Below are 15,138 nucleotides of genomic sequence, written 5' to 3' on the forward strand. Positions count from 1 at the left end.
GCTACGACGTGCCGCCCGCGCTCCCGCCGATCCAGACGGTCTTGGCGTTCATGAACTCGCGCATGCCCAGGTCCGACAGTTCGCGTCCGTACCCGCTGCGCTTCACTCCGCCGAATGGGATCTCCGGGTAGCTGGTCGTGTTGCCGTTGATGAAGGCCATGCCCGACTGCACGTCACGTACGAACAGCGCCCGGTCCGCCTCGTCCTCGCTCCACAGGTTGGAACCCAGCCCGTACGGGTGGCCGTTGGCGATCCGGAGTGCCTCCTCCAGCGAGGACACCGTCCACACCTGCGCCACCGGGCCGAAGACCTCCTCGTGGAACATCTTCATGTCGGGAGTAATGTCGGTGAGCACCGTGGGAGGGTAGAACCAGCCGGGCCGGTCCGGTCGTTCCCCGCCCACCAGCACCGTCGCCCCCTTGCTCACGGCATCGTCCACGTAGGCCTCCACGTCACGGCGGCCGGACTCGGTGGCCAGCGGGCCGACGTCGGTCCCGTCGTCCATCGGGTCCCCCACGACCAGCGCGCCCATCTTCGCGACGAACATCCCGATGAAGGCCTCGGCGATGTCCGCGTGGACGAAGAACCGCTTGCCGTTGATGCACGACTGCCCGTTGTTGAGGCACCGTGCCCTGACCGCGGCGTCGGTGGCCCGCTCCAGGTCCGTGGACGGCATCACGATGAAGGGGTCGGAACCGCCGAGTTCGAGGACCACCTTCTTGATCTCGTCCCCGGCGATGGCGGCCACCGACCGTCCCGCGGGTTCGCTGCCGGTGAGCGTCGCGGCCGCCAGGCGCTCGTCCCGCAGCACCTGCTCGACCCGTCCGGAGGAGATCAGCAGGGTCTGGAACACGTCGTCCGGGAAGCCCGCGTCACGGAACAGCCGCTCCATGTAGAGAGCGGTCCGGGGCACGTTGGAGGCGTGCTTGAGCAGGCCCACGTTGCCCGCCATCAACGCGGGCGCGGCGAACCGCATCGCCTGCCACAGCGGGAAGTTCCACGGCATCACCGCCAGGACCACACCGAGCGGCTGGTAGGTGACGTACGTCTGCCGCGCGCCGACGCTCGGGCCGTCACCGGTCCGGTCCCGCAGGAACGCGGGTGCCTCGGCGGCGTAGAAGCGCAGCCCGCGCACGCACTTGACCACTTCCTCCCGGGCGGACCGGAGCGTCTTGCCCATCTCCGTGGTGAGCAGCCGGGCGACGGCGTCGGCCTCCTTCTCCAGGTGGTCGGCGGCCTGTTCGACCCATCCCGCTCGCTGCTCCGGTGTCGTCAGGCGGTACGACGCGGCCGCGGCGGCCGCCCGGGCCAGTTTGTCCTCGAGTTCCCCGGGGGTGAGTTCGTCGAACCGCTCGAGGACCTCGCCGGTCACGGGGCTGATCGTTGCGATGGCCATGCTTCCACGCTAGGACCGGCCATTCCGACCGGCAATTCAGGCCGCGCCTCGAGGCATCCGGCGTCGCGGGGACGTCAGCGCCACGGGGAGGTCGTCGTACCGGCCGCCGTGCGCGGCGAGCGGGCAGCGCCGATCGCGCGCCGCAGACTGGCCAGCCAGATGGCGGCGTCCACGGCGTAGTACAGCAGCGGGTCGGGGGCCCGGCCGGGCGACGCGAGGCAGACGTCGTGGATCACGGTGGTGTCGGCCGGGGCGTCGTCGGTGGTGCCGTCCACGGGGGCGGCCTGCTCCTCGCCCGAGCGCAGTGCGTGGCTGAACGGCAGCGTGGACAGCCGGAGCCTGTGGGCGGCGTCGCGTAGGTGCGTGGCACTCCGCGGCCAGGCGGACAGCGCGCCCGGCGGGCAGTTGTCCAGCAGGACCTGCCCCATCGTGATGACCCGGTTGCCCACCAGCATGATCACCTGGAAGTCGGTGTCGGAGGACGCCCCAGCGCGCCGCGGGGGGTGTCGTTCGGTGGCGTACTCGGCGTAGCTCGCCTCCGCGATCCGCTGCGCGAGCCTCGCCCTGGGCAGGGCGTCGGTGACCCGCACGCCCTCGGTGATGGTGCCGGTCACGTCCGTGACCGCGCGGGTGCCCTCGTCCAGCACGCGCGCGCAGGCCCTCCGCAGCTCCCCGGTGCCGCCGTGAGGCCACGCGAGCAGTCCGACGACCGCACCGATCAGCGCCCCGGCCAGCACGTCCAGCACCCGGGCTGCCGCCAGCTCGGGCCCGCTGGGGGCCACCTGCGCGAAGGCCGCCGCCACGGTGAGGGTGAAGAACGCCTGCCCCCATCCCGGACCCAGCACCGTGCCCGACGCGAACGCCAGCAGCATGCAGGGCGGCAGCATCACCGTGTACACGGCCGGCGCGTCCGCGGCGAAGTGCAGGATCAGTGCCGCGACGACCGCCCCCGCGAGTGTCCCGCGCAGCGCGGGCCGCAGAGCGGTACGGGTGTCGGCGGCACTCGTCCGCATCACGGTCAGGGTCGTCAGCAGCGCCCAGAAGCCGTGCGCCAGGCCCAGCTGGCCCACGACCAAGCGCGCCGCCGCAAGGGCCACCGCGATGCGCACCGCGTTCTGGAAGCACACCGACCGCGGGGTGAGGTGGGCCAGCACCCGCCGGTAGTACAACTCCGCCGTCGACCGGCCCGCGTACCAGAACGCGCCCCGTACCTCCGGCGACGCGGTCCCGGCGGGCACCGGGGCGCCCAACGCGATCCGGGTCGCCGCCACCACCAGGTCCGCCGTGTGCGTGATGTCGAGGGCGATCGCGCCGTTCCGCACCATCGTCGCCGAGTCCGTGCCCGCCTCGCGCGGTTGGCCGCGGTGCGACTCGAACGCCCGCACCGCGTCGCCGCACAGGGCCGGCATCGGCGGCGGTGCCTTCCCCGTCAGGGCCCGCGCCACGTCCTCGCACGTGGCGGCGGACGCCAGCAGCAGCCCCTTCGCGACGGGTTCGCTCAGTGCCGCCCCCTCGGCCGCCGACTCCTCCAGCTGCCGTGCCTGCGCCAGCAGATGCCGCATGTGCCCGGCGCCCTCGGACAGCGCCCGGTCCCGCGCCGACGCCGACACCGGACGCTCGTCGGCGGGTACGTGACTCATGCGCAGCGCCTGCGACACCTCCAGCAGCAGCGCCGGGTCGGAGCGCCGCGGCGGATCCGCCGCCAAGCCGTACAGGGCACCGGCGGCCACCTGCCCCGCCCGCGCCAGCCGGTCGTGGTAGCGGCCCGGACGCGCCGCCGGCCACAGCCACAGCTCGGCGGCCGCCATCAAGGCCATCCCGGCGACCAGGCCCGTGAGCCGCAACCCCAACGTCGAAGGCGCGTACGGCGGGAAGCACGGCAGGATGTAGAACAGCTGCAGCCCGTTGGCCAGCCCGACGAACTTCGGCCCGCCGACCCCGCTGTACGTCACGAGGAACCCCACCACGAGCATCCCCAGCGCCGCCGCCCACCCGTACGCCGCCAGCCATGTACCGAGCGTCACCAGCGCCATCGCGAGCGGCAGCACCGCCAGCAGCGTCACCGCCCGCTGACGCGGCGTCCCCGGCACGGACGACAACCCACCCGCCGCGACGGCACCGAAGAGGGCGTAGATCGCGACCGTCCGGTCGCCCAGCCCGTACCGCGCGGCATAGAACCCCGCGCACGCGACCACCGTGACGCGTGCGGCACGGCGTACCGCGGCCAACCCGGGATCCCGGGCCCGCAGCCACTCCGTCCAGCGCCGCACTCCCACCGGTCAACCGTAGGCCTCGGTGGGTGGCCGGGCGACCGCGCGCCTGCTCGGCGGACGTCGAACGTCCCGCCGGCGCCGGCGACGCACAGCGGCACAGGCCCGCTCCAGCGCGCCGGTGCCGCCGTGCGACCACGCATCCGGCGTGGCACTCCCATCCACCAACCGTAGGTCCCGGCCGGGCAGCGGGCCACCGCGCGAACGTGCGGTACCGCGGTGCCGCCGCTCCCGCCCGGAGGGCGTGAAGTGGCACGCACATTCAACCGAGTTGCGGTCAGCGACCGGACGGCGACGGATCGCACTCCCCCGCCCTCGGCTCCGGATGCGCGGCGTCGGCTGGCGCAGGACCCTGGAGGTATCCGAAGCGGAGCGGCGGCCACCTCGACCGGCGCAGCATTGCGAGATCGTCACGCTGCACCGGCACGTAGTGCTGCCCGCCGGCGAAAGCGAGGCACCCCCATGCAGATGCAAGCAGCTCGGATGCACGGGTACAAGGAGCCCCTGCGCATCGAAGACGTCCCCATGCCCGACCCGGCACCGGACGAGATCCTGCTGAAGGTCGCCGCGACCGGCATGTGCCGCAGCGACTACCAGCTCCTCAACGGCTACTTCGAGGGACCGTTCCCCGTGGACCTCCCCTACATCCCCGGCCACGAGGTCACCGGCCGGGTGGCGGGGATGGGCAGCGCCGTACCGAAATCGGTGGGCTACTCCGAGGGCGACATGGTCGTGGTCAACCCCAGCTGGGGCGACGGCACTTGCCGCCAGTGCCGGGAGGGCAACGAACAGCTGTGCAGCGGCAACGGCAGGTGGGTGGGCTTCGGACCTCCCGGAGGCTTCGCCGAGTACATGGCCGTGGAATGCCGACACGCGATCCCCGTCTCGGAGAACGCGGCGAAGACGCCCGAGGTCCTCGCCCCGATGACCGACGCGGGCATGACCCCGTACCGCGGGATGCGCAAGCTCCGGGACACCGGCAAGCTCGGCCCCGGCCGTACCGTCGCCGTCACGGGCATCGGGGGCCTGGGCAGCTACGCAGTCCAGTACGCGAAGCTGCTCGGCGGCGGAGCGACCGTGGTGGCCCTCGCCCGCAAGGACGGCAAGCTGGACGTGGCGAAGGAGAACGGCGCCGACTACGGGATCAACGTCCGCGACAAGTCCACCGAGACCATCCAGGACGAGCTGGAACAGCTCACCGGCCGCAGGACGATCGATGCCATCCTGGACTGCGTCGGCAGCAACGCGTCCATCTCCATGGGGTTCGACCTGCTGGGCCCCGAAGGGGTACTGGCGGCCGTCGGCCTCATGAGCCACCACGTCGAGCACAAGCAGTTCCCCTTCGTGGGGACGGAACTGACCTACATGGGCTCCTTCTGGGGCAACCATCTGGACCTGGTCGAGGTGCTCTCCCTGGCCGAAGCCGGCCTCGTCAAGCACAACGTCACCAAAGTCAGGCTCGAGGACATCAACGACAACCTCGAGGCCCTCGGCCACGGCGACGTCATCGGCCGCCAGGTCATCGTCTTCGAATGACGCCCGCGCGCCCGCGCGGTAGGTAGGCCGGCCCGCCGACGGCACGGCTCACGTGCGCGCCGCCCGCCTGTTTCAGGTGGGCGGCAGCGTCTTGTCGGTCGCCGTCAGATAACCGAACACCTCCTCGGGCCGCCCTCGTGGGCGGCCGCCGCGCCGAAGAACGGATTTCCGTGGGCGGTGTTCTCGTGCGCCTGCGAACGTGCCTCGTCCGCGAGGGCGTTGATGAGCCCAGCCGACCACGTATCGGCTGAGCCGGTTCGTGGCGGCACCCTGACGATTGGTCCTGTGGTGGGCGGGCCGGACGGGCGCGGTCGCCCGGCGGGATCACCGGCAGGTCGTCAACGGAACGTCAGCAACCCGCCGGAGCCGCCGCCTGACCGTCGACGGGGAGGTCCAGCCGGCCGGCCACGGAGGTGAGGGCCGTTCCCAGCGGGAGCTCGACGCGGGCGAGGGCGTACTGGTCGCCGCGGGTCGGGTCCCGGTTGACGATGAGCACCGGCTTCCCGGCCTGGGCCGCCTGCCGGACGAACCGCAGCCCGGACATCACCGTCAGCGACGATCCCAGCACCAGCAGCGAGGACGCCTCACGGACCAGCTCGCGGCACCGCTCGACCCGTCCCGGCGGAACGGCCTCGCCGAAGAACACCACGTCCGGCTTGAGGACGCCGCCGCAGACCGTACAGGGCACCACACGGAAGTCCCCGACCTGGTCGTCGGTGAGGTCGGCGTCACCGTCCGGATTGATCCCCGCGGCCACCGGCTCGAAGCCGGCGTTGGCCTCCTCCAGCCGCCGGGCGAGTTCGCCGCGCGGGCTGAGGGCGCCGCAGGAAAGGCAGACGACCCGGGCCAGGCTTCCGTGGAGCTCCACCACGTCGTCGCTGCCGGCGGCCTGGTGCAGGCCGTCGACGTTCTGGGTGATCGCACCCGAGAGCAGGCCGTGCCGCCCGAACGCGGCCACCACACGGTGCCCGGCGTTGGGGCGGGCGCGGCCGAAGGTCCGCCAGCCCAGGTGGCTGCGCGCCCAGTACCGGCGCCGGGCCTGTGCGCTGCCGGTGAAGTCCTGGTAGGTCATCGGGGTGTGCCGGCTCAGGCTCCCGCCCTCGCCGCGGTAGTCGGGGATGCCCGACTCCGTGGAGATGCCCGCCCCGCTGAGCACCAGCACCCCGCCGGCCCTCAGCGCATCGGCGACCGGCTCCAGATCCGTGGTGCCCGGTGGTAGGTCCTCGGGAGGGGTCCAGCTCAGGGTGGGGCGCATGCGCATGCCGCAAGGGTACGCAACGGCGTTCCCCAACGCGTCCTGCGCCTGCTCCAGCGGGAAGGGGTGGGTGACGATCACGGCGAGCGGGAACCGCTGATGGCACATCCGGGTGATCCGGATCGTGTCGTACACGTGCCGCGGGGTCGGCAAGACGCCGATGACGCGGATGTTGGCGCCGCGCCCGTCCGTGATCTCCAGGACGGCGGCGGCCCGCTCGTGCTCGTCGGTCTTCGTCACGTCGATCGTGGTCGTGGCGGCGAGGCCGACCGGCCCCGAGCCCTGGACGATGACGTTCTGCCCGTACCGGATGCCGCCCAGCCGGTCCGGGGCGTGCGGCACCGTGGGCATGGCACAGCCGAGCGCGACGAGGGCCACGGCCGGGACGTCCGGCGGGATCTTGACATGGACCGTCTCGACGGCGACACGCCCGCCGCGCTGGCCGACTGGTTCGAGGGGCTGGCATCCCGCTTGGACTGAGCCGCCCCACCGCCCACGCCCCACGGCGAACGGCGGGTGCCGGGGGTCGTACCCCCGGCACCCGCCGTGATGGCTCGGCCCGCGCCTCCGCGGGGTTGCCGCGGAGGCGCTTGCTCACTTACCGAGCAGGTAGGCCCGTTCCACGGTCTGCTGCACCGTGTTGCCCGCCTTGTCGGAGGCCGTGACCCGCAGGGTCACGTACGCACCCTTCCGCTGGTCGCCCGGGCGCTCGATGGTCGCGGTGAACCGGTTGTGGCCGCGGTCCTCGACACGGACCCGTCCGTTCCAGCTCTTGCCCTCGTCGAAGGACGCCTCGACCTTGAGCTTGACCCCGGTGGGGGCGGCCAGCCCGTCCTGGTTCCGGACGGTCAGGGCGAGTTCGTGCCGCTTCCCGCCGTCGACGGTGTTCCGCACGTCGGCCGGGACACCGTAGTCGACCTGGAGGAGGGGCAGCAGGGTCTCCTCGGCCGCGGTGTCCGAGCGGAAGCCCCAGGACGTGAAGGTCCTCGTACCGGTCCGCCAGTACTCGGTGTCACGTCCGGTCGTCAGCTCCAGACGGTAGCCGGCCCGGCCCGCGGGGACGGCGAAGTTCCCCCAGGCGCCCGCGGACTCGCCCACCTTCTTGCCATCGCGGTAGAGGACGGCCGTCACGCTGTCCCCCTGGGGGTAGGTCGGGTCGTCCAGCGTTCCGGGCGCGCTACCGACCCTCCCGATGCCGCCGCCGGCGGCGGGTTCCTGCTTGCGTGCCCAGTGACCCGCCGCGTCGGTGTACTCCGGGATCGCCACGCTGAACAGGTCACCGGTGCGGACGGCCGGACGGCTCCAGCCGCGCGGGATCGACGGCCGCACCACGGCCTCGTACCACTCCTCCGAGGCCTTCTCACCGGTCTTGAAGGTGCGGGGGGTGTCCCGCAGACCGGACTGCAGCGCACCGCTGTAGAACAGGTCGGGGCCGGCCATGAAGTCCACGTAGTGCATGAACTGCGTGTCCCCGGAGGTGACGTACTCCGTGCGGGTCTTGCCCGTCGGCGCCCAGCGCGAGGTCTCCCAGGCGACCTGCGCGTAGGGTCGCCAGCTGAACCGCTGCTCGCTCGTCCAGTGCAGTGTGCCGTTGTCCGCGTAGGAGGCCTTCACCTGCGCGGTGTTGCGTTCCGTGACGGTGTACGTCACGTTCTGCGGGATCTGCTGCTGCCAGTTCGCCGCGATGTCGTACAGGTACGGGCTCTCGACCGTCCCGGAGACGTCGACGACGGCCTTGTGCTTCTGCATGTACTGCAGCAGCTTGGCGCCGTCGTCCCCGGTCATCCGGATGACGGGCACGACGGAGCGCGTGTCCATCGGCTTCCAGCTGGTGTAGGCGAGGAACCCCTGGGGCAGGACGATCACGACGCCCTTCGCACCCGCCTTCGCGGCCGTCTCCGCCAGGTCGTACCCGTCCATCGCGTAGTCGTCGCGGATCACCGCGAGCTTGCCCCGCACGGTGGCGGGCCGCAGGTCCGGCTTGTCCCTCGTCCCGGCGTCCACGGCGACGAGCCGCTCACCGTCGGGGTCGAACGGCGTGGACTGCTTGGCGTAGAACGACTCCAGGTCGAAGTCCGCCCCGCGGACCTCGGTGATGAGGTCGGGAGCCGTCATCTCCCAGCGGGAGTTGAACTCGAACTCGCCCTCGGTGACCTTGGACGTGGGGTTCACCCACAGGTCGACGTCCCCGCCGCCGTCCTCGTAGTAGATGCCCATGGTCTGCTCGACGCCGTCGATCTTCCGGTACATCTGGTACGTCAGGTTGTTGCGGCGCTCGGCGGGCTTGGGCGTGCGCACCTGCACCGGCTTGGCCTTGCGCGCGTCCAGGGTGACGGTGGTGTCCTTGGTGACCTTCACCTCGGGATCGATCACCTGGATCACCCGGACGCCGTCGCCGCCGTCCTCCGCCAGCGTGCCGCCGATCAGGTAGGTGCCCTCCTCGACCTGGGCGACCCCCGAGTCGGTGAACTGGACCTCCGTGTCCCCTCCGAAGACGTCCAGCAGGGCCCATGCCGTGGGCTCCCCCTCCAGCCCGAGGGAGTCGATGGTCAGCTTGTGCATCGGAGCGCGCACCCACAGGCTGAGCGTGGTGTGCACCGACACGCCGCCGGTGGACGTGGCGGTGACGTAGCCGTAGTAGCTGCCGCGGCCCGCCTTCGCCGGGTCGACGCCGACCGGCACCTCGACGGTCGCGCCGGGGGCGACGCGGACGGTGTCAGGACCCAGCGTCAGCGCCTGAGCGGGGAGTTCCTTGCCGCCCTTGGCCTTCAGCGCCGCACGCAGGCTCAGCGAGATCTCGTCGCCGGAGTTGTTGGTGTAGCGGATCACCCCGGCCCGCTGCACCGGCGATGCGTCCCGGTCGAACGGGCCCAGGATGATCGTGCCGGTGGCGGTGACGGGGGACGTGAACGCCGCCTTGACGTCGACGCGTCCGCCGCCCTGCTCGGTCGGCACCTGGCCGGACACCGTGTGGGACGTGCTGATCAGCGCGTCCTTGAGCTGCTCACCCGTCCAGTCGGGGTGCTGCCCGGCGATCAGGGCCGCCGCACCGGCCACATGGGGCGTGGCCATGGATGTACCGCTTGCCGCGATGTACTGGTCGTCGACCGGTTCGCCCATGGTCGTGCCGGCGGCGCGGGCGGCGACGATCCCGACGCCCGGAGCGGTGATGTCCGGCTTGGCCGCCTTGTCGCCGAAGCGCGGGCCACGGCTGGAGAAGGAGGCCAGCGAGTCGTCGCGGTCGACCGCGCCGACGGTGAGGGCGGCGTCGGCCGCGCCGGGCGAGCCCACCGTCATCTCACCGAGCTCGCCGGTGTTGCCCGCGGCGACGACGAAGAGCGCGCCGCTGCTGCGGGAGATCTCGTTCACCGCCTGGCTCATGGGGTCGGTGCCGTCGGTCTGCATGTCTGCGCCGAGGCTCATGTTGACGACCCTGGCGCCCTGCGCCGCGGCCCACTCCATGCCCGCGATGACCTGGGACTCGCTGCCGGAGCCGTCGTCCCCGAGCACCTTGCCGATCAGCAGGTCGGCGCTGGGCGCGACGCCCTTGCGCAGGCCCGCGGAGGCGGCCCCGCTGCCGGCGGCGGTGGCGGCGACGTGCGTACCGTGGCCGAAGTGGTCCTGGGTCGAGCCGCTGTCGCTGAAGTCCTTCGCCTCGCTGACGCGGCCCGCGAGGTCCGGGTGCGTCTGGTCGGCGCCGGTGTCGAGGACCGCGACCTTGACGCCCTCGCCGTGGAAGCCGGCCGCCCATGCGGCGGGCGCGTTGATCTGCGCGGTGCTGCGGTCCAGCGTGGGACGCACCTTGTGGTCCAGCCAGACCTTCGGGGTCTCGGCCGCAGCGCTGGCCACGGACGCACCCGCCGAGGGCGCGAGTTGCTTCCAGAACGCGGCGAGGTCCTTGTCGGCCACGCGCAGCGCCTGGGCGTCGATGCTCGGCAGTCGCCGCGGCTCGGCCGAGTCGTCCTGGAACTTCGCGAGGGCGTCCGCCCGCTTGGCGGCGGCACGCGCCGAGCCCTTGGGCGCGGACACGATCAGGGGCAGGGCGTCGGTGTGCGCCTCGTCGTACCCCTGGGCCACCAGGCCCGCGACGTCGAACAGCCCCTCGTCCAGCTGCCCCGTGCGGACCAGCACGGCCGCGTCGGAGGGCAGCACCGTCAGGGCGCCGCCCTTCTCGGTCATCTGGAAGAAGACGTCCTCCCGGCCCGGCGCGCGCTGCACCGACGCCGTCTTCTTGCCGTTCGGCGCGTCGCTGACGGTGACCCGGTCGCCGGTGATCAGGCGGACGGTGGTCGCGCGGTCGTGGGTCGCCGGCGTACCTGCACCGGTCTCCGACGGGGACTGGGCTGCAACGGGCGTGATCGCACCCGTCGCCACCGTCGCCGACATCGCTATCACCGCCCAGAGGCGGATGCGTCTCATTGGTGTCTACAGCCTTTCTGTCAACCCGGCATCCGGGCAGGGCGCCTGAGAGTGGGCGTCATGACGCGTCGTGGTGAACCCGGCCGTGTTCGACGGCGCTGCAGGTTCGGGCCGGGGATCGCCGCCGCCGGGCACTCCCGTGCCGGGAGCAAACCCCCTGTACAACTGCGGTTCACCGGACCTTCGGAATCATGCGTCGCACCAACCGGGCCTGTCACCGATCCCGCCTGGCACAACTGGGCCATGTCCCAACGGCGACACGGGGCTTTCTCCGACATGTCCCGGAAACGGCGGAGGTACCCCTGGGGGGCGCCGCTTGGGTTCGCGAGTCCTGGGCCGTCCGACCCGACAACGTACCCGGGGGACCGGGGGGTGCGTCGGAAAATGATCACTCTCGTGACCTTCTCTTCGGCAGAGGCCTAGCATGGCCGCATGCCCCACATGCCCCACATGCCGTCGCGAGTCGAACTGCGCCCGCTCACCCTCGCCGACCAGGATGAGTTCTGCTCGCTCGTGAGGGCCAGCACCGAGCTCTACGGGCCGTGGATGCAACTGCCCGCGACCGCGGAGGCGTTCCAGGACTGGATGCACCGCTTCGACGACGGCACCAACCTGGGCTTTCTGGTCCGCGTTCCGGACACCGGTGCGGCCGCCGGCACGGTCAACATCAACTCGATCATCCGGGGCCGCTACCAGGGCGCGTCCCTCGGTTACGCGGCTTTCGCCCCGTCTGCGGGGCGGGGTTACATGACCGAAGGGGTCGCCGCAGCCATGCAGCACGCCTTCGAAGACCTGCGCCTCCACCGGCTGGAGGCCAGTATCCAGCCGGCGAACAAGGCGTCCTTGGCCCTGGTCCAGCGCCTGGGCTTTCGCTACGAGGGTCTGTCCCCCGACTACCTCTACATCAACGGGGCCTGGCGCGACCACGAACGGTGGTCCATCACCGCACCATCCCCGTGGACGCCCGATCCTTCCCTTCCCGAGGTCTAGGCACCATCGGAATCGGACCGGGACCGTCCACGAACACGCCGACGGCGGTCCCGCCGTCGGGGCCCGGAGCGGGCACTCGAAGCGGAGCCGCCGTGGGCCGCCCGGGCAAAGGGTGTCAGTCGCCGATGCGGGGCGGGGTGCCGGTGCCGTACACGCGCTCGGCGTGGGCGGCGTACGCGCGCCCGGCGGCGTCCGTCAACGCCGAGCGGTGCGCCTCGGGCAGCTCCGCGAGGAGCGCCTCGACGACCTCGGGGTCCGCCTCGTACATCGCCATCCCGAGGGACAACGGCAGGACCTCCTGCGGTGTCCGGGCCATCCCGTGCTCACCGAGTTGCCTCCACTCGGCCGCGGTCACGTACTGCTCGGCGAGCGGGAGTACCTCCTTCTCCTCCAGTGCCAGGTGCTCCAGGAGTGCGGACAGCAGTCGGTCGAGTGCGGTCGCGAGGCGCCCGCCGTGCTCGGCGGTGGCGCGCCACCGGGGCAGCAGCCCGGTCACCTCTTCGTAGGTCTCCTCGATGGCGGCGTGCTGCTCCTCCATCGTGGGCACGATCGCCGTCGCCCGGTCGCCCCCGCGTTCGACCAGGCGCGGCCAGAGCAGCAGATCCTCGCCCTCGTGGTGCAGGTGCAGCAGGAAGCACACCTGCTCGGCGTGGGCACCGACCGTTCCGGCGCGCTCCACGTCGCCCGGCGCCACGTCGCGCACCAGTCGGGGAAGGAGGCGGAACTCCCGGCGCAGCATCGTGTGCGCCATGTACATGTCTCGGACATCCGCCATGGGCTCGTTCGTCTGCGTCACTTGAAACCTCACTCGCTGTGGCAACCACTTCGGGGGCCACTCTCGGTGGGCCGTCACCCTGGTACGCGCAACGGCCCGGGATCAACCGGATCGATACTTTTGAGGTCGCCTCCACCGACGGCGCCCTCCAGGCCATCGCCATTCCGAAAGCGGGACGGCGAGAGCCGTTTCGACAGCACGACCCGCGCAACCCTGTGCGTCATGTGCATTGCGTGGTGCGCCGGTTCATGTGCATTCGGCCGGCGACACCACGGCTCTCCGGTACCGAATGGTCGGTAAAGGTAGTTTAACGATAAACAACGCTTCCGGTCGCCCTGTACCTGGCCCTGAGAGTCCTAGGAACGCCAGGGCCCGTACCGGCCTTTCGGTGATCGCGCAGGCGTCATGGGGCCACCGGTGCGCCACTTCCGTTGCGGATTTCGCCGCGCCGGGCCACGCGGCCTACGGCGCGCTCAAGGGTGCGGTCGAAGTCCTGACCCTCTACCAGGCGAAGGAACCCGGGGAACGCGGTATCCGCGTCAACGCCATCGCGCCCGGGGCCACGGCAACCGACGTCGGCGGTGGCGGCACGATGCGCGACGAGCGGGTGCGAACACGTATCAGCTCGCAGGTCGCCCTCGGCCGCATGGGCGAGCCCGAGGACGTCGGCGCGGCACTCGCCGCGCTGCTCTCGGAGCCTGTGACGCCAGGTCCGCGCCTGGAGGGGGCGTCAAGGCGGAGGTGCCCGGCTGGAGGACCGCTGGTCCCAGCAGCTCGGGGGTCGCGCCGGTCCGTCCCGATAGCCTGCCTGCTCACACGCACTGCGGCCGCTCCAGGCAGCCGCGGGGAAGGCGGCAGACGGTGGACACGTCCTCAGCCGAGATCGAGCAGCGGGCGCTCGGGGTTGCGTTGCCCGAAGATTACCGCACCTTCCTTGCAGTTCAGGGAGCTGTGTCCCGGTTCTTTCCTCCGGCGGACGACTTCCTGCAGCTCTTCCCGGCCGGTGACCTGATCGGCCTCAATGAGGCCGCGGAGCTCGCCGCGCGTCTTCCCGGCGCGGTGATCATCGGCGGTGACGGCAGCCGTGAACTGCTGGTCTACGACGTCCGGCAGCAGCATCCCTCTCTGTACACGGTGGACGTCTCCGCCGAGGGCTGGTCCGATGCCATCCACCAGGCCTCGTCCATCACCGAGTTCATAGCCCGGTTCTCCGAACAGGGCCGGCTCTGAGAGTAGGCGACCATCCGTCTGCGCATCACACGTTCCCTGGCGGCCGCGCTCGCCGCCGATCGAAGCCGGGCCCCTGTCACAGCCGGGGACGCCGTCTTGTCCTCACTGCGGACAGTCCACGTTGCTGGAGGAACACATGAGCGCAGACCACGCACACCTGCCCCCGGGCGTCGAGGTGATCGCGACCCTGCCGGATGCGCAGCCGCGGATCCCGCAGGGCTCCGAGGCCAGGACCATCCGGGTCACCCTGCAGCCCGGCGACGCCGGCGCGCCGCCGCACCGGCACCCCGGGCCGCTCTTCGGCTACGTCACCCAGGGCGAGATCCTCTTCGAGCTCGAAGGCCAGCCGCCCCGGGTGCTCAAGGCCGGAGACGCCCTGTTCGAGCCCGGCGGCGACGTCATCCACTACCAGGGCGCCAACAACCTCCAGGACGCACAGTCCCAGCTGGTGGTGACCATGTTCGCGCCTCCCGGCACCCCCGTGCTGACCGTGGTCGGCGCGGACGAGCTGGCCGAGCGGCGGCACCTGCGGTACAGCCCGTCCTGACGCCCGGGAGGGCGACGGCCTCGCCGCTCCGGGCACGTACGCAGGCGGAGCGGACTGTGCCCATCGGGACGTCCCGATGGGCACGGTTGCCGCCGTCACACGTGACCTAGTCCGCGGACGGTCCGGGTCCGACCGGGGGACGGAACACGGCGGCCTGTCCGTGGTGGGTTCCGTCGGAGTCCTCGAGGTTCCACATACACACGTCCTCGATCCGGAATATCCGGCCGTCCTTGTGCTGCCGCAGACCCTGGTACCCGTCGGCGTAGCCGCGTTCGTCCACCGATGCGAGCAGCGCGTCCCGGTCCTGCTGTGCGTCCGGCGCGGCCGACCGGCGCGACGGGAGGCCGATGAACTCCTCCCAGGTGTAGCCGAAGGACCGCTGCGCGGTGCGGTTGGCGTAGACGAACAGCGGGTCGGCCGACGTGTCGTGCGCCAGCAGCCCGAAGGGCGCCTCCTCGTAGAGCCACTGGGCCGCCTCGGCGTCCGATGCCCACACCGGCGGGCACAGGTGGACGCCCACCAGGCGGCGGTAGCTGTCGAGGAGGAGCGTGGCGAAGCGCGGATCCCCGCGCCGGTCGGACGGCGCGGGGATCCGCCGGGAGGGGTCAGTCACCGTTCTCGACCCAGCTCATGAGCTTGCGGAGCTTCTTGCCGGTGGTCTCCAGCAGGTGGTTCTCGTCGGCCTTCTTGTACTCGTTGTACCGGGGCAGGCCGGCGTTG

10 protein-coding genes and 2 pseudogenes are annotated in these 15,138 nt (G+C 71.6%); 5 read left to right on the forward strand and 7 right to left on the reverse strand.

Annotated features, from left to right (window positions below):
• Window position 1: 1 nt before the first annotated feature.
• Both PV410_RS31795 and PV410_RS31800 read right to left on the reverse strand, forming a co-directional pair.
• The gene (locus PV410_RS31795) at window positions 2-1,396 is read right to left on the reverse strand and encodes an NADP-dependent succinic semialdehyde dehydrogenase (protein ID WP_500329209.1); all 1,395 of its coding nucleotides are present in this window, start codon (window positions 1,394-1,396) and stop codon (window positions 2-4) included.
• 74 nt (window positions 1,397-1,470) lie between these two features.
• Window positions 1,471-3,672 (reverse strand): FUSC family protein, encoded by a 2,202-nt coding sequence (locus tag PV410_RS31800; protein WP_500329210.1) that lies wholly within the window; start codon window positions 3,670-3,672, stop codon window positions 1,471-1,473.
• Between the two features lie 477 nt (window positions 3,673-4,149).
• On the opposite strand from PV410_RS31800, the gene PV410_RS31805 reads away from it, so the two are divergent.
• Window positions 4,150-5,202: an NAD(P)-dependent alcohol dehydrogenase gene (locus tag PV410_RS31805; RefSeq protein WP_500329211.1), complete on the forward strand. Its 1,053-nt coding sequence runs from the start codon at window positions 4,150-4,152 to the stop codon at window positions 5,200-5,202.
• Between the two features lie 349 nt (window positions 5,203-5,551).
• Here the strand turns inward: PV410_RS31805 and PV410_RS31810 are convergent, their stop codons facing one another.
• Together PV410_RS31810 and PV410_RS31815 are read right to left on the reverse strand one after the other, a co-directional pair.
• Window positions 5,552-6,463 (reverse strand): NAD-dependent protein deacetylase, encoded by a 912-nt coding sequence (locus PV410_RS31810; protein ID WP_500329221.1) that lies wholly within the window; start codon window positions 6,461-6,463, stop codon window positions 5,552-5,554.
• 588 nt (window positions 6,464-7,051) lie between these two features.
• Entirely contained in the window at window positions 7,052-10,876 is a 3,825-nt protein-coding gene (locus tag PV410_RS31815; RefSeq protein WP_500329212.1) for a S8 family serine peptidase, read from the reverse strand.
• A 441-nt stretch (window positions 10,877-11,317) separates the two neighbouring features.
• On the opposite strand from PV410_RS31815, the gene PV410_RS31820 reads away from it, so the two are divergent.
• Window positions 11,318-11,866: a GNAT family N-acetyltransferase gene (locus tag PV410_RS31820; RefSeq protein ID WP_500329222.1), complete on the forward strand. Its 549-nt coding sequence runs from the start codon at window positions 11,318-11,320 to the stop codon at window positions 11,864-11,866.
• A 115-nt stretch (window positions 11,867-11,981) separates the two neighbouring features.
• Here PV410_RS31820 and PV410_RS31825 read toward each other — a convergent pair whose 3' ends face one another.
• Window positions 11,982-12,641 carry a hemerythrin domain-containing protein gene (locus PV410_RS31825; protein WP_500329213.1) on the reverse strand — a complete coding sequence of 220 codons (660 nt, stop codon included), beginning with the start codon at window positions 12,639-12,641 and terminating at the stop codon, window positions 11,982-11,984.
• Between the two features lie 289 nt (window positions 12,642-12,930).
• On the opposite strand from PV410_RS31825, the pseudogene PV410_RS31830 reads away from it, so the two are divergent.
• The 3 genes and pseudogenes from PV410_RS31830 to PV410_RS31840 form a co-directional block, all read left to right on the forward strand.
• Window positions 12,931-13,326, forward strand: a pseudogene (locus PV410_RS31830) (SDR family oxidoreductase); the annotation flags it as partial.
• 176 nt (window positions 13,327-13,502) lie between these two features.
• Window positions 13,503-13,871, forward strand: coding sequence for an SMI1/KNR4 family protein (locus PV410_RS31835; protein WP_500329214.1), 369 nt, complete (start codon window positions 13,503-13,505; stop codon window positions 13,869-13,871).
• Window positions 13,872-14,007: 136 nt separating this feature from the next.
• Window positions 14,008-14,418, forward strand: coding sequence for a cupin domain-containing protein (locus tag PV410_RS31840; RefSeq protein ID WP_500329215.1), 411 nt, complete (start codon window positions 14,008-14,010; stop codon window positions 14,416-14,418).
• 106 nt (window positions 14,419-14,524) lie between these two features.
• Here PV410_RS31840 and PV410_RS31845 read toward each other — a convergent pair whose 3' ends face one another.
• Both PV410_RS31845 and PV410_RS31850 read right to left on the reverse strand, forming a co-directional pair.
• On the reverse strand, window positions 14,525-15,031 hold the full coding sequence (locus PV410_RS31845) for an MEKHLA domain-containing protein (RefSeq protein ID WP_500329216.1): 507 nt from the start codon (window positions 15,029-15,031) through the stop codon (window positions 14,525-14,527).
• Window positions 15,024-15,138, reverse strand: a pseudogene (locus tag PV410_RS31850) (ketol-acid reductoisomerase); the annotation flags it as partial. The gene PV410_RS31845 and the pseudogene PV410_RS31850, both read right to left, overlap by 8 nt.

It is taken from the genome of Streptomyces sp. PA03-5A (genome assembly GCF_033792725.1).
Lineage (GTDB): Bacteria > Actinomycetota > Actinomycetes > Streptomycetales > Streptomycetaceae > Actinacidiphila.